Raw genomic sequence first — 18,765 nt, 5'->3', positions numbered from 1 at the left:
TTTAAAAATAGTCCGTGAGCTCTTGATTTTATTGAATAATTCAGTTTCGCTACGAAGTCCAATACGGATTCTAGGTTTAAAGTTGATTAGATTTTGAAAAAAACTTACTTTTGCGCCTTAGTATTTCCAATATGAATAAAGAAATTGTGGTTTTAATTGGTGGTCCAAGCTCTGGAAAAACCACCTTAATCGAAGCATTAAAAGAAAAAGGACACACTTGTTACCCTGAGGTTTCGCGCGAAGTTATTCGTGAAGCGCAAGAACAAGGCATTGAACAATTGTTTCTTGAAAAACCACTTTTATTCAGTGAATTGCTGCTTGAAGGCAGAAAAAGACAATACAAAGAAGCTTTGGATGAAGAAGCGAATATCGTTTTTTTAGACCGAGGTATTCCAGATGTTTTAGCCTACATGCATTATATTGGTGATTCCTATCCTGCTTTTTTTGATAAAGCTTGTCATGATCATAAATATTCAGCCATTTTTGTTTTACCTCCTTGGAAAGAAATCTATGTGAGTGATGCAGAGCGCTATGAAACTTACGAACAGGCCGTTTTAATTCATGAACATTTGATGGAAACCTACAAGAAATACGGTTACTCTATAACAGAAGTCCCAAAAGATACGGTTGAAAATCGTGTGGATTTTATTATGAAACATCTTGTTAAATAATTTTTTTTGTAATTTAGTGTTTCTAAAAGCCAATTCACATGTCGGAAGCCTTACAAATTCTTCAAAAATATTGGAAACACGATAGTTTTAGGGAACCTCAAGAAGAAATCATTCAGTCGGTTTTAAGTGGAAATGATACGTTTGCGCTATTACCAACAGGAGGAGGAAAATCTGTGTGTTTTCAAATTCCGGCGATGATGTTGAATGGTATTTGCTTGGTGATTTCGCCTTTGATTGCTTTAATGAAAGACCAAGTTCAGAATTTACAAAGCAAAAATATCAAAGCGATTGCTTTAACTGGTGGCGTTTCCCAAGATGATGTAATTGATATTTTAGACAATTGCCAATTCGGAAATTACAAATTCTTATATCTTTCTCCCGAACGTTTACAACACGATTGGATTGTGGAACGTTTGAAACAATTACCCATCAACCTTATCGCTATTGACGAAGCGCATTGTGTGAGCCAATGGGGTCATGATTTTAGACCGGCTTATTTGAAAATTTCGGCTTTAAAAGAGCATTTCCCAACAACTCCTTTTCTAGCTTTGACGGCTACTGCCAATAAGAGAGTTCAAGAAGATATTTGTACGAATTTAGCTTTGGTTAATCCGAAAGTATTTACAAAGTCATTTACTCGAGAAAACTTAGCCTATCATGTCATAAAAACCGAAGATAAGCTTTTCAAAATACAGCAGATTTTAACAAAAAATCCGCAATCTTCTATTATTTATGTCCGTAATCGTAAATCGTGTATTGAAACTTCGCAACAATTGAATCAATTGGGATTTACGTCAACAATTTACCATGGTGGTTTGCCTACAAAAGAGAAAGAGAAAAACATGCAATCGTGGTTAGAGAATAAATCACAAGTCATGGTAGCCACCAATGCTTTTGGAATGGGAATTGATAAGCCTGATGTAAAAACCGTAATTCATATTCAACTTCCCGAAAATCTAGAAAATTACTATCAAGAAGCTGGAAGAGCGGGTCGAAATGGTGAAAAAGCATTTGGAATCATCGTTACCAATCCTTCTGATATTGCTTACACCAAAGCTCAATTTATTGATGTTTTACCCGATAAGAAATTCGTAAAAGACATTTACATCAAATTGAACAATTACTTTCAAATTGCTTACGGAGAAGGTTACAACGAAAGTTTTGCATTCAATTTGAATCAGTTTTGTGCGCATTACCATTTTCCAGTAATTAAAGCTTTTAATAGTTTGCAATTTTTAGACCGTCAAGGAATCATTACTTTCCAAAGTGAATCGACAGAAAAAATAAGTTTGCAATTTATTATTCCTAGTAAAGAAGTGATTCGTTATATCAGTTTGCATCCGCATGACGAACCTGTAATTACTACTATATTAAGAACCTATTCTGGAATTTTTGATGTAGAAACCACAATTAATCCGCATCTGGTTGCCAAAAAAGCAAACACATCAGAAAAACATGTAGAAGAAGTAATTGATAAACTAGCCGAAAGCCAGTGTATCATTTTACATGCGAAAAACAATGACAGTTCCATCACGTTTAACGAAGCTCGAGAAGATGATTTAACTATTAATCGCGTGGCGAAGTTTTTAGAACATCAAAACCAGTTGAAAGAAGAGCAATTTCAAAGCGTGGTGAACTATATTACGAATGAAGATACTTGCAAAAATAAAATGCTATTAGCCTATTTTGATGAAATTGCGAAAGAGGATTGTGGTATTTGCTCGCACTGTACTTCTAAAAAAAAAGTCCAGCCTGTTGAAATAACGCAATCGGTTCTTCAATTATTAACAAAAAGTCCATTAACTTCAAGAGAAATTGAAAACCAACTTCACATTTCTTCAGAAGCGACTATCTTTGCGATTCAATTGTTGTTAGAGAACAATCGAATCAAAATCAATTCAAACAATCAATATTACCTTATATAATGGAAAAATTACGAATTGTATTCATGGGAACACCCGATTTTGCTGTTGGGATTTTGGATACTATTTACAAAAACAACTATGACATTGTTGGTGTTATCACCGCACCCGACAAACCAGCAGGTCGTGGACAAAAAGTAAGCATGAGTGCAGTTAAAGAATATGCGTTAGAAAAAAACTTGCGTTTGTTGCAACCTACCAATTTAAAATCGGAAGAATTTTTAGCTGAATTAAAAAGTTTAGAGGCGAATTTACAAGTAGTTGTAGCTTTTAGAATGTTGCCTGAAGTGGTTTGGAAAATGCCAAAGTTAGGAACGTTCAATTTACATGCTTCTTTATTACCAGAATATCGTGGGGCTGCTCCTATTAATTGGGCTATCATTAATGGCGAAACTAAAACAGGGGTTACTTCTTTCTTTATTGATGATAAAATTGATACCGGTGCGATGATTTTAAGTAAAGAAACGGAAATCGGAGCCAACGAAACTGCTGGTGAGTTACATGATCGTTTGATGCATTTAGGAAGCGAAACTGTTTTAGAAACTTTACAATTAATTGAATCCGGAAAAGCCACAACAACAATACAGGAAAACAATCCAGATGTTAAAACGGCATATAAATTAAATAAAGAAAATTGTAAAATTGATTGGTCGCAATCAGGACAAACAATTTTTAATTTAATAAGAGGATTATCGCCTTATCCAGCCGCTTGGACGTTTATAAAAGATGGTGAAAACGAATGGAATGTTAAAATCTATTTGGCTAATTTTGAAGAAAAAGCACATACTGATGCTGTTGGAAAAATTACGACAACTAAGAAAGAGATTTTCGTGATGGTAAAAGATGGTGTTTTAAAAATAGAAAGTTTACAATTTCCGGGAAAGAAAAGGATGTTGGCACATGAATTATTAAATGGTGTTAAGCTAACTGAAAACGCGATTGTGCTGTAAGCCTTGAAAACACTATATTTGAGCGTGAAATTCAAAAAAACAAACAATGTTATTAACATTTAGTCTAATTTATTAACATTTTAGTCGAAAAATAAGACGAATACTTGCATAGCTCAATAATACCGCTAAATTTGTGATAAATAATTAAGTTTAACCAATTATAAATAACTTTAATCATGAACAAATCAGAATTAATCGATGCAATGGCAGCTTCTGCTGGTATTACAAAAGCAGCTGCTAAATTAGCTTTAGAATCATTTTTAAGCAATGTTGAAGGAACTTTAAACAAAGGTGGAAGAGTATCTTTAGTAGGTTTTGGTTCTTGGTCAGTATCTAAAAGAGCTGCAAGAGATGGAAGAAACCCACAAACTGGTAAAACTATCAAAATTGCTGCTAAAAACGTAGTAAAATTCAAAGCTGGTGCTGAATTAGAAGGAGCAGTAAACAAATAATATTTTGTTTATATCAAAATAAGAGAGTCCCGATGTATTTCGGGACTTTTTTTTGCACTTTATCGATATTTTTTTGATTCTTTACTTTTTTTTTAATAACTTTAGTTAATAAACTACAGAAATTATGATATCAACTTTACCCAAAAAAGGTCATTTGCTAATTGCAGAGCCTTCGATTTTAGGCGATGTTTCTTTTAATCGCTCTGTGGTATTATTAGCAGAGCATAACGATGAAGGTTCCTTAGGTTTTATCTTAAACAAACCTTTGAACTATACCATCAATGATTTGCTTCCCGAAATCGAAGCTTCTTTTAAAATTTATAATGGAGGTCCGGTAGAACAGGATAATTTATATTTTATTCATACCATTCCAGATGTAATACCAAATAGTGTTGAAATTTCTAATGGAATTTATTGGGGAGGCGATTTTGAAACTACCAAGCAACTTATAAATGAGGGTAAAATTTCGAAAAATCAGATTCGTTTCTTTTTAGGATACAGCGGATGGGGTGTTAATCAACTAGAAATGGAACTTCAAGAGAACGCGTGGATTGTTACCGAAAATACGCTTAAAAATAAGTTACTTTCAAAAGCGAGTCCCTTATTTTGGAAAGAAAAAATCATAGAACAAGGTGGCGAATATGTTTTATTTTCAAACGCACCTGAAAACCCTTTACTTAACTAAGGCGGATTTAGCATTTAATCTTTTTAATACATCTGCGGCGAAATTCGTAGAGTATTCTTTCTTGCGGTATTTGGTAATCGGTTGAATTCCTGAAATTACGTTCGTTAAGAACAATTCATCTGCTTTTTGTAAATCGAAAGGAGAAATTGAAGTTTCTTTCACCTCAATATCTTCCATTTTTTTTAGGATTTCAAGTACTTGTTTGCGCATAATTCCGTTTAAGCAACCATCTGAAACTGGTGGAGTAACCACAACATTCCCTGTTTTCATGAATATATTACTTTGTAATGCCTCCACTACATTTTTTTCATCATTTAAAACCAAGCAGTTGTCGTAACCGTTTTCGTTTGCAAAAATACTTCCAGTAATTTGAAGCATTTTATTATTGGTTTTTAAAGTAGAAAGCAATTGTTTGGTAACATAAAAATCCTTGTACAATTCCACTTCATAGTTTTCTTTTCCAAAAACATACAAATTCGAATCTAATGAAGATGCCGTTACTATAAATTGTACATTTCTCGATTTTGGTAAATAAAATCCTTCCGAATCTCTATAAACCGTAAAACGAACGCGAAAAGAATTTGAATTCTTTAAGGATTGAATTAGATTTAAAATTTGAGATTCGAAATAATCCATCGTAAAATTCATAGGAATTTCCATTCTACAAATACGCATCGAAGCCATCAATCTAAAATAGTGATCTTCAAGAAATATCACTTTATTGTCTAATACTTTGATGGTCTCAAAAATGCTATCTCCAAATAAAAATCCTCTATTGTTTTCAATCAAAATTGAACTGTTTTCCTGAATATTTCCGTTAAAATTTACCATAAAAAATCCCGACTTTAAATCGGGACAAATATAGTTGATATTATTGAGTTTTTAAACGGAACCCAACACATGTTTTAGGTCTGAGATTTGATTTTCCCACAATAACTTTGACTCTTCAATTTCATCTGAATGAGCAAAATCAGAAATTACGATAGAGACATCTTTAGTGATTTCATCTTCCATTATTTTCATTTCGAAAAAATAATCTGTTTCATTACCCTCTTCATCTAACCATTTGAATTTAATTCTTTCACCTGATTTTTTTGACGCTAATCTTGCTTTTTCTTCGGAATCATCCCAAATAAAAGTAAAAAACTCTCCTCTCGAATTAACATTATCTGCAAACCATTCCGATAATCCAGAAGGAGTAGAAATATATTGATATAGTAATTGTGGCGAAGATTGTATGGGAAATTCTAATTCGTATTTTACTTTTACACTCATAGTTCGTTTTTATTTTTCAGTTTGGAAATATATATAGAATTAATCGAATAAACAAAAAAAATATTTTAATTTATTTTAGTCAAAAAATATTTGCAAACAAAAGAATTAGTTTTATATTTGCACCCGCATTCAGCAAGGATGTGAGACCAACATTTGGCGAGGTAGCTCAGTTGGTTAGAGCGCAGGATTCATAACCCTGAGGTCACGGGTTCAACTCCCGTCTTCGCTACGAAAATTAATTTTTTTAAAATCAACGGATTAGTGTTTATTAATCCGTTTTTTTATGTCAAAAAATTACGATATTTGAAAAATAAACACTTTTTTGAACACACTCTAAAACATTACCTATTCTTTTTAATTGTAATAGCATTAGCATTACTTCGTTTTGGATATGATGTGTTTTTTAAATAATTTATCATTTAATAAAGAATTAATTTAACTAGCACGATTTTTGTATATTTGTATTTAAATAATATAATCATGGCAGAAATAACATTAAAATTCGATGCAAGAAACCCAATTGCAAAAAAAACGATAGATTATGTTCTTTCACTTGGAGTTTTTAAAAAAGTTTCAGGCTTAGATCAAGCGCTTGAAGATGAAAAGAAAGGTAAAGTGAAAAAATATAAAAATAGCGAGGATTTGTTCAAAAAAGTATTGGGTTAATGTACACAATAACTACAACCAACAAATTTGACAAAAGTTTAAAACTTTGTAAAAAGAGAAATTATGATTTGTCTTTGTTACAAGTAGTAATTGATTTACTTCAAAAAGAAGGTAAGCTACCACAAAAATACAAACCACACAAATTATCAGGAAATTACAAGGATTGTTGGGAATGTCACATAAAGCCAGATTGGCTTTTAGTTTGGAAACAAAACGATACGGAACTCATACTACTTCTTTTAGATACAGGTACGCATAGCGATTTGTTTTAGTTTTTTTACATATTCTGATGCTTCGTTTTGGATATGATGTGTTTTTTAAATAAAAGAAGCACTTCATTTAACCGAAGTGCTTCTTGTAAGTATTTTTTCAAATTTTATATCAAAATTACCCTTGATATAAACCATCGATCTGATTTTTAAATTTCTCAACAGCCAATCGTCTTTTTAATTTTAAAGTTTGGGTTAAAAAACCATTTTCTACAGTAAAAGGAGTGTCAAAGAAAATAAATTTCTTTGGTATTTCATAACCTCCATATTTCTCTTTCAGACTTTTTCTAATCTCAATGGCTACAAACTCTTGTACAATAGGAGAATGAATTAACATGTCAACATCTGTTTTTACGTCAAGTATTTCAGCCGTTTTTTGTAAAATGGCTTTGTCAGGTATCACAATACAAATGTTATAAGGCTTTCCTTCTCAATAAATCATAGCAGATTCTATATAAGGTAATAAATAACAAATGGTTTACAAGTGGGTGATCATACGAATTTAAACAATGTGAACAGCTTTACTAAAAATGTATACGACTTTGGATATTATTCTGGACTATCGTTCAATATTTTTAATCTCAAATAAATTTCAATTACATACAAAATAGATATCCAAAATTTACGTCTCAAAACCAAATTGGACTTTTGCTAAGAAAGTATTTCGTTATTTATTCAAAGTTTAAAGAGGGTATTTGATGTGGTATAATGTATTTTGATGTGAAATTAACTCAAAAACAAGAACTTAATGTCTTAATTATCAAATATGATAATAGATAATATAGAAGGTTTATAGAAATTACATTAAGTATTTACTGCCTATCATCGTATTCAAATTTCAATCTCTATGTCAATAGTAAGGCATATACGTTTAATACAATACCAACCAAGGCAAAAGCCATAAGAATTACCACCGCAAAACTATATTTTATTTTATTTTCCATATTAAATCTAAGTTTTTAATCTAAATAACACAACATTGGCTTTTGTTAAAACAATAATTGAAGAAAGTCAAAATTACTTTTTTAACTAAAAAAACGAAAAACAAAGGGGGGACAAATAGGGGACAAAAAAAACAACACATTGATTACTAGTTGATTATTAGAGTAAGGTGAATCTTTCTATTTATAAAAAAAACTAGCGTCATCTAAAAGATCAATCCTTAGAAAAGAATAGATTTTAAAACTTCATAGTCAACACAATTAGAAGAACAATAAAACAAAAAAAAAGACAAGCGTAAAAGCAGTATAATTGTAACTGCCTTTACGATGTCACAAAGAAAAACTAAAAAAAACGGTAATAAGATTACTTAATTAAAGTAATACTTATGAGAAGTTTACTCATCGTCAATGACAACGAATAAATCATTCTATTTAAAAAACACATTCAAATTCTAATTTTAAAATAGTTTATTGAATTATTCTTTCACTATTTTTGAAACAATTGTATCTCCAAAAACATTCGTAGCCTTCAATATATATACTCCAGAAGCATATTGTGAAAGATCAAAAAAAGCGGCACCAGCTTGTACGTTTTTTTGTAAAACCATTTTCCCCATTAAATCATATACTTCTAGCTGTACTTCTTCTTGAATTTGTAGTTGAAAAATACCAGATGAAGGATTAGGATATACTTTTACATTCTCAAAATTGAATGCAAAATCATTCGAACTTAAAATGGAACAAGTACTGCCAGTTACCACACTTGAGCCAGACAACCAGTTCGAAGTTGTTCCGTTTAAGGTAAAATTATTTAATGTTGCTGTGTATGCCGTTGCAGAACTATCCGCTAAAGTAGTCAGAGCTGTGTTATCTGCACTATCAATGCCTTGGTTAAATTGGTAATACGCAACCAAACCGGTTTGAGAAGTCGGATTACTTAATTCACAATTCATATAATGCTGTATTTCTGCTGCTGTACGAGACACATTCCAAACACGCACTTCGTCTACCGCTGCATTTAAATACCTACCAATATTACTCCAAGAGCCAATCATTAGATTTTGGTTTGTACTACTAAAATAAATATTGGCTCTTACTTGAGAAGCTACTAACACCCCATCTACATAAATTTTCATGGTCGACCCATCATAAGTTGCCGCAATATGATGCCACACTCCTGTAGTTACCGAATAGCTAGGGGAAGACAATTCATTCCACCAACCATTACCTAAATTAAAATTCACAATTCCAGACGATCCGGCACGCAACATGTAACCATAATCAGGACTGTTTTGTTCTTTATTAATGATACTTCCGTCATTAAAAGAACCTGCAAAAGATTTGAACTTAACTCTGGCTTCTAATGTGATGGCATTCCCTGAAATTTGCACCGCAGGAGCATTACCACAGTTCACATAATCGTTAATACCGTCAAAATCCAAATGCGTTGCCGGCCACAGCATTGACAGTTTTATTTTCCAAAATAGTCTGAGCATTCGATACTAATCCTGCCAAAGTAAAAGGCAACACAAAAAGGTACTTTTTTAACATGATAAAATTTAATTATTTAATTAGAAGCATTTTTTTCAAGTTTAGCGATACGTTTTTCCAGTTCCAGCAACATCGCTTTCAGTTGATCGTTTTCGGCTTGTTTTTGCTCTAACTTTTCATTGAGCTCCTGTACCGCTTTGACCAACGGTACCACGAATTGACCGTAACGCAAACCGTAGTAATCTTTATCGTTTTTAGGCGCATCTACACCGTTGAATTCGTAACCTAGTTCTTTAGCAGCTTGCTCTACTTCCTGCGCCATGAAACCGGATTCTAAGGTTTTGGTGTAGGTTGGTTTATAAGCGTTGCTTCCTGAAGAAGGAGCTTTATCACCATTATTTTGATCTCCATTTTCTTTACCAACATTCAAATAGGTATTCATTGCCTCGTGGTTTACATAATACGTTACCGGACGCAGTTTCTTGATAAAATCGATACCCGGCACTTTTGCAGCATTTTCCGTTTTAAAACGCGAATCGGATAAGGTCGTCCAATCCACTTGCCCGCCAATGCTGGTTACGGCATTGTTGCCTAAGCGCACTTGGTTGCTGTCGGAGATAACGGTATTAGCCCCAAGAGCGGTTGAGTTTGAAAAACTTGCTCCTGAAAAAAAGGCATAGTACCCTATAGCAGTGTTTTGAGAACCTGTGGTATTAGCATACAATGAAGAAGTTCCGGAAGCAGTGTTATTATTCCCTGTGGTATTAGAATACAATGAATAAGCTCCGGAAGCACTGTTACTAATACCTGTGGTATTAAAAGGTAATGAAGTATTTCCAAAAGCAGAGTTAAAATTCCCTGTGGTATTAAACAACAATGAAGAATTTCCGGAAGCAGTATTTTGATAACCTGTGGTATTATCTCGCAATGAATAAGCTCCGGAAGCAGTGTTTTGAGAACCTGTGGTATTAAAATACAATGAAGAAGTTCCGGAAGCAGTGTTACTAAAACCTGTGGTATTAAAATACAATGAAGAAGCTCCGGAAGCAGTGTTATTAAAACCTGTGGTATTAAAATTCAATGAAGAAGCTCCGGAAGCAGTGTTATTACTCCCTGTGGTATTAGATCGCAATGATAAAGCTCCAGTAGCAGTGTTACTAGTACCTGTGGTATTAAAATTCAATGAAGAAGCTCCGGAAGCAGTATTATTACTCCCTGTGGTATTAGATCGCAATGATAAAGCTCCAGTAGCAGTGTTACTAGTACCTGAGGTATTTGATGACAATGAACTAACTCCAGTAGCAGTGTTTAGAGAACCTGTGGAAGCAGGATTTAAAGCATACACCCCAAACGAAGTATTGTTGGCACCGATACGCCCGGCACGAACGTTATTGCGTTTAAAAATCACATCGGCATTGTTGGTCGAGCCCATGAAATCGGTGGTAGCATTTACGGTATTGCCCGCTAACGCCCAATTGTTGCCTGAGGCACTGCCTCCTATGCCCACCCAGCTAGTGGTAGGATTATCCCAATAATAAAAACCGGGAGTATTGCTACCAACAGTGGTGGTTAAGTACACTAACATCCCTTGTTGAGCCGCAGTTGGGTTAGTGGCCGGAAAAACATTTATTCTCGGAATCAATAAGCCCTCGGTGTTCGTAGGAGCCGCAGGGTTAACAGCTTTTACCTCTAAAGCAGCATTGGGTGCTGTCGTGCCGATACCTACATTGGCGGAAGCTGTTGCTCCATTTACGCCATTGATACTCCCCAAAACCAAGCTGTTGGAGGTGGTTGCTGAGGCGTTGGCACCTATTGCGGAGGCATTGGTTAAATTAGTTCCGGTTTGGGTGTTATAGCCTAAGCCGGTGTTGTTACTACCTGTGGTATTAGAATACAATGAAGAAGTTCCGGAAGCAGTGTTTTGATAACCTGTGGTATTAGAAAACAATGAAAAAACTCCACTAGCAGTGTTATTGGAACCTGTGGTATTAGCTCGCAATGAAGCACTTCCAGAAGCAGTATTTAGATAACCTGTGGTATTAGAATACAATGAAGCACTTCCAGAAGCAGTATTTTGATAACCTGTGGTATTAGAATACAATGAAGCAGTTCCGGAAGCAGTGTTTTGATAACCTGTGGTATTATACAACAATGAAGCACTTCCAGAAGCAGTATTTTGATAACCTGTGGTATTAGATCGCAATGATAAAGCTCCAGTAGCAGTGTTATCAGTACCTGAGGTATTTGATGACAATGAACTAACTCCAGTAGCAGTGTTTCGAGAACCTGTGGAAGCAGGATTCAAAGCATCAACCCCAAACGAAGTATTGGTGGCACCGATACGCCCGGCACGAACGTTATTGCGTTTAAAAATCACATCAGCATCGTTAGTAGAACCCATGAAATCGGTGGTAGCATTTACGGTATTGCCGTTCAATTGCCACGCTTTTACATCTTTTCCTAAACCAATCCATGTGGTAGTAGGATTGTCCCAATAATAAAACCCCGGTGCGTTGCTTCCTGAAGTGGTGGTTAGGTACAACAACATCCCTTGTTGGGCAGCGGTTGGGTTGGTGGCTGGAAAAACATCTACCTTCGGTATTAAAAGTCCGTCGGTGTTGGTTGGGGCAGTTGCACTGGTAGCACGTATATCCAATTGGGCATTCGGAGTGGTGGTGTTAATGCCCACTTGTGCAAAGGAAAGCACTCCGAATAAATGACAGGCTACAAAGAATAGTTTTTTTACATTCATAATTTTTTTCTAACAACAAGAGTTACATAATTGGTTACAAATAAAAGATTTCAGGTTAGCACAAAATTATCTGAATTGTTTAGAAATTCCGCTTGCCGATAGGGGGACAAATGGGGGACAATTAAAATTTTAATATATTGATTATTAATGTTTTAATTTAAATTATGAATAAATGGATGCAAAACGTTTCGGAAATGAACACCTTAAACGACCATTTCTTTTTATTTAAGAAAAAAAATCAAAACTGAAGTTTTTTAAATAGAAACGTATTATATTTTTTTTATTCCTAAATTAAATAACAAATCCAAGTCATTTTATATAAAAAAACAAATGAGATTTCTTACTTTAGCACTCCAAAGGCAGAACACCCACATGAATGTATCTCATTTTTTTCATTTGCTTTTAGTATGCATTTTTACAAGTCTTAAGGCTCAAACCATTAAGATACCTAATAATGGAACCAATTTTCAAATAACAACACAGCTCATTCAACAGGAAAGAAATTTTGATAAGGACACTATTGCGCTACAAAAATACCTACAACCTCTAATAAAATCAGAATCTCATTTGCCCATTTATAATGCTTTGTTAGCCAATGGCTACGCAAGCGCTTATGACAATATTTCAAAAAAAAGTAAGGCACTTTATCAAAAATCTATAGAACAAGCCAACCAAGCAAACAACAACTATTTGATCATTTGGACCCGACTCAACTATGTAAAACGTCTTTATCATTATGGATACTATCAAGAAATGCAACCCGTTTTGTTAGAGTTGATGAAAGTCATTCGCCAAACAAAGGAATCAGAAATAATCAATCCTTTAGAAACCTATAAAACTATCGGCTGGATCATGCAAACGCTCTCCGATTATACAGAAGCGGATTACTATCTGAAACGGGCTTTAAAATATTGTAAATCAGACAGTGTAAATTATGCTGCGATACTGGACAATTATGGAATAAATTTATACAAAACCCGTCGTTATCAGGAAGCCCTAAAACAGTTTCATAAATCGGGTTTAATCGCCTTAAAAATTAATGATAGTCTCCGATATGCTAAAACATTAGGCAACAAAGCCCTTGTTTATGAAGAACAAAATAAGTACGCTGAAGCCATACAACTTTTAAAAGAAGACATTGCTTTATCGGAACGGTTAAAAGAGTCTAAAAATAAAATGTTTGCCTCTATTGCTCTAGCCCGAATTTATTTAAAAAATAATAATTTATCCGATGCACAAGCAATACTAACGGAAGCAGAAAAAATTGCAGTTTCGAAATCTTATTTTCGAAAATCAGAACTGGAAATCATTAAGTTAAAACTCGAATTACTAAAAAGAATACCCAATGCCAATCAAGAATTGATCACTACCAGACGCATGATGGTCTTACTAGATTCGTTAAAAGCAACAGATGGTGATGAACAAATTCTACAAGTTAAATGGCAAGTACAAAAAGACAAATACCAACAAAAAATTACTCAAGCTAACACACAATATCAGAAGGAAATCGTTGTGAAAAATATTTTGGCGGTTCTAATTGGATTATCAGTTTTTGGAGCCATAGGGCTATTCTTTTATCAAAAAAAGAAGCATAAAAAACGCCATAAAGTTTATGAACTTAAAGTGGCAGCGCTGGAAGATCAGAAACGAAAAATGGAAGAAAAATTCAAATCTTCAAATGAAAGTCTTAGCAGTCAAGTGGAATACCTTAAAAATAAAAACGTTCAAATAAACCTACTAAAGAAAGAAATTGAAACCGTTGAAACTTCCTCCTCTTCTTACTTAGAAAAGAAAAATGGAAAACTCCATGCACTTCTCGAATCACATCTAATGACCGAAAGCAATTGGATTAGATTTAAGCGAGAATTTGAAAAAGAATTCCCAGATTTTTCTCAAAACCTAATAACCAATTTTCCAGAACTTACTGACTCCAATAAGAGAATTATTTTTTTACAAAAATTAGGATTTAGCAATATCGAAATTTCTCAATCCCTAGGAATCACTACAGATGCCGTTAAAAAAGCAAAACAACGTTTAAAGAAAAAACTCGGAGGCCATCAAGATCTCCTGCTCCTTTTTACCCAAAAAGAAACAACAAAAACGAAAACCTAAAAACCTTCTTTTAAAGAGGTGTTTTTTTCAATTCTCAAGCTAAAACTAGTAGAACGAATTAGCTATCAATCCCCACAATTTTCATTCCTCCGCCTTTAAGTGGTACAAAACTTCCGTTTACTTTTTGAAAAAAAACTACCTCCAATACAGCTATAGGAATATTCGAATCCTGTAGAGTGGGGGTATAGGATAAAACTAAATCGTATGTAGTGGCGTCATTCAAGTTAATTAAAGTCATTGAACTTGTCTGAGTTATTGGTGTTGTAAATTGTTCAAAATCTAATTTTGCAACATGTAATTGTAATTGTACTTGGTCAGCTCCCTTTGGGGCAATAAGAGTAGAAGCGCAAAAATCTAAAACCTTTAAACTACCGGCAGTAAAATCAACCTCCATTTTAAAAGGAAAGTAACGACTAAACTTTTGAGTTTTATCAAATTCAAAAGCCAAAAGTGCCTTTTTACCTTCAGAGGTAAGCAAACCATTTTTAACAGTTCTATTTCCTCTTTTTTGTATCCTATCTAATTTTAAAATCCCTTGAAACAAACTTACAATATGGTTGTGTACATAAGGTATACGTAGCGGCATCAAACAAGAACTAAAAGCGCTTCTAAAATATTTCCCCACTTTAGCACAATGCGCAAATTCAGAACTGTTTTCTCTAACACGAGTATAATTAGCATTATTCTTAATTTTCTCGCCATCAAAACCACCTGTTTTCCGTACTACTATTTTACCATTCATCTCATAAAATGATAAACCATCAAATTTTCCAGTTAACTGTATAATCCCTTTTAATTTTCCCATGAACAATCCATTATAAATAGTTACTCACAATTTTATTTATATATATAGCACTGATATAGCACAGATATAGCACTAATATAGCACTATTTATTAATACAAACAAAATAAAAATAAAAGCTTTAAGTAGCGTTAAGCATAACTTAAAAGGAATAACACTACATTTCTAATGTTTTACAAAAAGTAATTCTACCGTCGTCACTTCAAGTGTTTTACCTTTATAAAGCCTCAGATTTATAAAGGTAAAATGTATCGAGAACCGTAGAAACGTAATTTTAATTACCACAATTACAATTTGTTGTAGTATACTCAAAGGATAAAATTAAATTTAAAACAAGAAGTATCTAATTAAAGTAAAGTGGAAAGTACACCAATAAAAAAAGACATTTCGTTTAGAAATGTCTTTAATAATTTACAACCAATGTTTATTAGGATTTTGGTGAGTTGAAAGTACAGCGTATAAGTGAACTGTTTTGCTAGGGATATCAATAGTAAAATGAACCATATACTTGAATGTTTTCAGTGTTAAACAATGGATGTTCTTATATCTTACTTGGAAATCTGGATTACTTTGTAAGGTTTTTAAAAGCACTTTGTATTCTTTTAAAAATTTACTTCCCAATCCTTTTCTTCTTGAATTTAAGAAATCACGAGCTTCTTTCAAATCATTGGCAACTCTTGGGTCAGCAACTATTTGGTACTTAATTATGGTTAGCCTTCTAATTCTTCTATCATTTTAAAAGCATCAACAGGAGGTTCTTGATTTTCAATACGTTGTAATACAACATCTTTGTGCCACTGAGGCACATCTTGACTTTCTTGGGAGTACTTAAATGCAAGAAAATCAATGTATTTTTCCACTTCTTCTACCAAAGCATCAGGTAAATTTTTGAGTTTGGAATTTACGTGTTTGATTGCTGATGTTGTCATAATAAATTAGAATTACAGAATACAAATATAATAAATATTCAATTCAACTTCCTCTAATTAAGGAACTTTAAGATTTAAAACTTCACCCCAAACATCACACCATCACCTTGATAACCATTTTGGTAACTTCTTACATAATCAACACGCAAGAATCTAAATTTACCCCAACCGATATTATCAAATCCTACAGTAAACTCTTGATACGGTTTCATGTTTGGAATGTTCAATTGATGAAATCCTCCAATTAAATTCCATTGCAATTTGTTCAACAACGGAATTTTATTCATAATATAGCCTTTGAAATTGTGCTCAATATGCGTTTCTAAATACGCGTCATTCGTTGAATGACTATAATAAGGTAACAAATTAAACGCATTCAAAGAATTATTCAATAAGTTCACATGCGTTTGATTTCCGTTAAAGTGTTTATAATCTACAAACGAAATATTATCGGCATTAAAGAATTTACCCGCTTTAAAACGAAGTCCAAAATCACCTTTGTTGCCAATAGTTTTGTTGTAATCAATCGTTCCACTAATTAAATCGTAATGGTAGTTACTATTTGAAGCACCAAATGCTTTTTCATAGTAAAAACTCAATATAGGATAATTATCGTTCTGAATGTTAATCTTTCCGTTAGGGCGTGAAATGTATTTTTGACCAAAACGAATGCGTGTACCTAAACTCGCTTTCATAATATGATGCTTTTCAAACGGAACCGAAGTATAATTATAAGGTTGCAACGGATCATTTGAAAAGTACAAATCATCATTTTTAATAAAAGTATAATCGGTATTATTGAATAACGCATGACGGTTTTCGTACAACACTTTTCCATTAACAAAAATGCCATTGGTAACTTCTCTACCGTAGTTAATCTCAGCATATTCTTTGTTATACAATTTCATGTAATTGTTTTTAAAGAATAAAGTCGCCACCGAGTTCACTATATTACTAATCGGTTCATTTGGGTTGAATTGACTAATAGCGCTACCACCACTTAAACTAATGTAAGCGTTATTTTTATTGTTAAATCGGTGATAAAAACGACCATTTACACGCAATCTATCTTCGGCAAAACCATAATTAAAGGTGGAAGAAATTAAAGTGAATTTTCCTGTTTCTTCATTCCATTTTCTGAATGAAAAACCACTATCTAAATTGTAACCTTGTACAGTATTGTAACTTAGTGATGATAAATTGGTTAATCCTTGATAGTTAAAACTCCAATTTTTAAAGGTGTTTTTAAACGTATAACCCGTAAGAATTTTATAAATCTTAAACTTATTTCCTTTTGCATCAATCGAATCTAAATACACCTGTGATTTTCTTATAGTTTGTATGCTGTCTTTCTTTACATAATTACTAGTTTCCTCTTCAGTTAAAGGAACCGGACGATTTTCTTCCCAAAAAGAGATTTCTTTTTTATTGGCATTTTCAGCAAAGGTGACAATTTCTTTCCCAAAAGTTTTCTTCTCGAAAGCATCCTTAAAGTTGTAATTTGTGAAAACATGAGTAAACTTACCTGTAAACTTCATTCCGAAAATTCCAGCACTAAAATCTAATGATTGTATGTTTTTAGCCCAAATCTTATTCTCACTATTATAACTGAAATTTTGTGTAAGCTTCATCGTTTCTAAAATAGGCTGTTGCATGCGATAACCTTTGATATCTAGATTAATTCCGTAAATAGCCCAACTGTCTTCAACAATATATAAGTAACCTTCAAAAACGGGCTCTTTATCGCGCTTCGGCGTTACCAAAATCTTATTGATTAACTGGTTTTTATCGTCGTAAAAAGTACTTTCTAATTTGTATCTGTAATAGTTAAATGCATTGTCTGCAATTGGCGAAACCATGTTAATACCAAAATCAACATAGTTTTCGTAAAAATCATAATTAGTGTTCAATGCCGTGTTGTAACTAAAACCATTGTCGTCTCCAGCAATTTTAGAAGCAATAATTTCTTCTTTTAAATCATTTGGTTTTTGAAATTTTATTTTTGAAACGGTTTCCGATTGGTAAATAATACCGCTTCTTGTAGAATCTAAGTTGCCTTCTAAATCACCAATTTCAACACCCATGAATTTTTTAGGAATATCTTTGGCTTTAAAAATTCCTCTCGAATAAAAATCAGCTTCAAACTTATCCGTTTTGGCAGCATTTTTCTTTTTGGATTTAATCGCATTTCGAATAATTTCATTAGCAGGATTTTCGCCATTCATAACAACAACTTCCTTCAATTGAAAATCTTCTTCATATAAAGTAACATCAAACTCATAAGGAAAGCTCGTAATGTTTAAGACATGCTTTTGAGTTTTAAATCCCAAATACTGAAATATCAAATGGACATTCTTTTGCTCAGTAGTATTCAGTTCATACTTCCCTAATTCATTAGAAGTGGTACCTATATAGGTGTTCTCAATATAAATATTTACAAAAGGAAGTGGATTTCCATCTTTATCTTTGACGGTTCCTTTTATTTGAGCAAATGAGATAAAAGTTAAGAATAATAGGAGTAGGGTAATTTGTTGTTTCATGTTGTTTGGTTTTATTACACAGAGCTTTTTTTGATTTTAGCGTTACACTGAGTTTGTAGCTTAGGATGTTTCTTTTTTAAATTATTTTAATTTGCGTCTTAGCGACTTTGCGAGCTAGTTAATTACACAGAGCTTCACAGAGCTTTTTTTGATTTTCTTTGTCTTTATAGAGCTACACCGAGGCGTTTCACTTGTTTTTAGCACAGAGCTTCACAGAGCTTTTTTTGATTTTCTTTGTCTTTATAGAGCTACACCGAGGCGTTTCACTTGTTTTTAGCACAGAGCTTCACAGAGCTTTTTTTGATTT

17 protein-coding genes and 1 tRNA gene are annotated in these 18,765 nt (G+C 33.2%); 9 read left to right on the top strand and 9 right to left on the bottom strand.

The window, feature by feature from the left end:
• Positions 1–131: 131 nt before the first annotated feature.
• The 5 genes from ACE3PD_RS05250 to ACE3PD_RS05230 all read left to right on the top strand — a co-directional run bounded on the left by ACE3PD_RS05250 (position 132) and on the right by ACE3PD_RS05230 (position 4,680).
• The gene (locus tag ACE3PD_RS05250) at positions 132–671 is read left to right on the top strand and encodes an AAA family ATPase (protein WP_374400246.1); all 540 of its coding nucleotides are present in this window, start codon (positions 132–134) and stop codon (positions 669–671) included.
• A gap of 38 nt (positions 672–709) precedes the next feature.
• Positions 710–2,596 (top strand): ATP-dependent DNA helicase RecQ, encoded by a 1,887-nt coding sequence (locus ACE3PD_RS05245; RefSeq protein ID WP_374400244.1) that lies wholly within the window; start codon positions 710–712, stop codon positions 2,594–2,596.
• Positions 2,596–3,543, top strand: coding sequence for a methionyl-tRNA formyltransferase (fmt, locus tag ACE3PD_RS05240; RefSeq protein WP_374400242.1), 948 nt, complete (start codon positions 2,596–2,598; stop codon positions 3,541–3,543). The genes ACE3PD_RS05245 and fmt overlap by 1 nt, the downstream gene beginning before the upstream one ends.
• 176 nt (positions 3,544–3,719) lie before the next feature.
• A complete protein-coding gene (locus ACE3PD_RS05235) occupies positions 3,720–3,995 on the top strand; it encodes an HU family DNA-binding protein (protein WP_008256752.1) in 276 nt (91 codons plus the stop codon).
• Positions 3,996–4,119: 124 nt separating this feature from the next.
• On the top strand, positions 4,120–4,680 hold the full coding sequence (locus ACE3PD_RS05230; RefSeq protein ID WP_374400240.1) for a YqgE/AlgH family protein: 561 nt from the start codon (positions 4,120–4,122) through the stop codon (positions 4,678–4,680).
• Here ACE3PD_RS05230 and ACE3PD_RS05225 read toward each other — a convergent pair.
• Entirely contained in the window at positions 4,669–5,511 is an 843-nt protein-coding gene (locus tag ACE3PD_RS05225; RefSeq protein WP_374400237.1) for an aminotransferase class IV, read from the bottom strand. The two genes, ACE3PD_RS05230 and ACE3PD_RS05225, sit on opposite strands and share 12 nt — an antisense overlap.
• 51 nt (positions 5,512–5,562) lie before the next feature.
• Complete coding sequence (locus ACE3PD_RS05220) at positions 5,563–5,955, bottom strand: START-like domain-containing protein (protein ID WP_374400235.1); 393 nt, start codon at positions 5,953–5,955, stop codon at positions 5,563–5,565.
• 155 nt (positions 5,956–6,110) lie between these two features.
• Between ACE3PD_RS05220 and ACE3PD_RS05215 the strand changes: the two genes are divergently transcribed.
• From ACE3PD_RS05215 to ACE3PD_RS05205, 3 genes are all read left to right on the top strand, one after another.
• Positions 6,111–6,184 (top strand) — tRNA-Met (locus ACE3PD_RS05215).
• A 251-nt stretch (positions 6,185–6,435) separates the two neighbouring features.
• Complete coding sequence (locus ACE3PD_RS05210; protein WP_073584122.1) at positions 6,436–6,621, top strand: hypothetical protein; 186 nt, start codon at positions 6,436–6,438, stop codon at positions 6,619–6,621.
• Positions 6,621–6,893 carry a type II toxin-antitoxin system YafQ family toxin gene (locus ACE3PD_RS05205; protein WP_231843407.1) on the top strand — a complete coding sequence of 91 codons (273 nt, stop codon included), beginning with the start codon at positions 6,621–6,623 and terminating at the stop codon, positions 6,891–6,893. Before ACE3PD_RS05210 ends, ACE3PD_RS05205 begins: the two co-directional genes overlap by 1 nt.
• 115 nt (positions 6,894–7,008) lie before the next feature.
• Here the strand turns inward: ACE3PD_RS05205 and ACE3PD_RS05200 are convergent, their stop codons facing one another.
• The 3 genes from ACE3PD_RS05200 to ACE3PD_RS05190 form a co-directional block, all read right to left on the bottom strand.
• Positions 7,009–7,293, bottom strand: coding sequence for a hypothetical protein (locus tag ACE3PD_RS05200; protein ID WP_374400231.1), 285 nt, complete (start codon positions 7,291–7,293; stop codon positions 7,009–7,011).
• A gap of 1,014 nt (positions 7,294–8,307) precedes the next feature.
• Positions 8,308–9,294 (bottom strand): LamG-like jellyroll fold domain-containing protein, encoded by a 987-nt coding sequence (locus tag ACE3PD_RS05195; protein ID WP_374400229.1) that lies wholly within the window; start codon positions 9,292–9,294, stop codon positions 8,308–8,310.
• Positions 9,295–9,398: 104 nt separating this feature from the next.
• A complete protein-coding gene (locus ACE3PD_RS05190) occupies positions 9,399–12,074 on the bottom strand; it encodes a hypothetical protein (RefSeq protein ID WP_374400226.1) in 2,676 nt (891 codons plus the stop codon).
• 330 nt (positions 12,075–12,404) lie between these two features.
• Here ACE3PD_RS05190 and ACE3PD_RS05185 point away from each other — a divergent pair, with 330 nt between their 5' ends.
• A complete protein-coding gene (locus ACE3PD_RS05185; protein WP_374400224.1) occupies positions 12,405–14,186 on the top strand; it encodes a tetratricopeptide repeat protein in 1,782 nt (593 codons plus the stop codon).
• A 58-nt stretch (positions 14,187–14,244) separates the two neighbouring features.
• Here ACE3PD_RS05185 and ACE3PD_RS05180 read toward each other — a convergent pair whose 3' ends face one another.
• The 4 genes from ACE3PD_RS05180 to ACE3PD_RS05165 form a co-directional block, all read right to left on the bottom strand.
• The gene (locus tag ACE3PD_RS05180) at positions 14,245–14,991 is read right to left on the bottom strand and encodes a hypothetical protein (protein ID WP_374400221.1); all 747 of its coding nucleotides are present in this window, start codon (positions 14,989–14,991) and stop codon (positions 14,245–14,247) included.
• 409 nt (positions 14,992–15,400) lie between these two features.
• Positions 15,401–15,652, bottom strand: a complete 252-nt coding sequence (locus tag ACE3PD_RS05175; protein WP_374400219.1) for a type II toxin-antitoxin system RelE/ParE family toxin — start codon at positions 15,650–15,652, stop codon at positions 15,401–15,403.
• A 47-nt stretch (positions 15,653–15,699) separates the two neighbouring features.
• Positions 15,700–15,918, bottom strand: a complete 219-nt coding sequence (locus tag ACE3PD_RS05170) for a DUF2281 domain-containing protein (RefSeq protein WP_026724783.1) — start codon at positions 15,916–15,918, stop codon at positions 15,700–15,702.
• 74 nt (positions 15,919–15,992) lie between these two features.
• Positions 15,993–18,458 (bottom strand): DUF5686 and carboxypeptidase regulatory-like domain-containing protein, encoded by a 2,466-nt coding sequence (locus tag ACE3PD_RS05165; RefSeq protein WP_374400216.1) that lies wholly within the window; start codon positions 18,456–18,458, stop codon positions 15,993–15,995.
• Between the last annotated feature and the right edge of the window lie 307 nt (positions 18,459–18,765).

Source organism: Flavobacterium sp. (assembly GCF_041911335.1).
Taxonomy (GTDB): domain Bacteria; phylum Bacteroidota; class Bacteroidia; order Flavobacteriales; family Flavobacteriaceae; genus Flavobacterium.
Note: the sequence above shows the minus strand (reverse complement) of the source record. Positions and strands in the feature narration are given on the sequence as shown.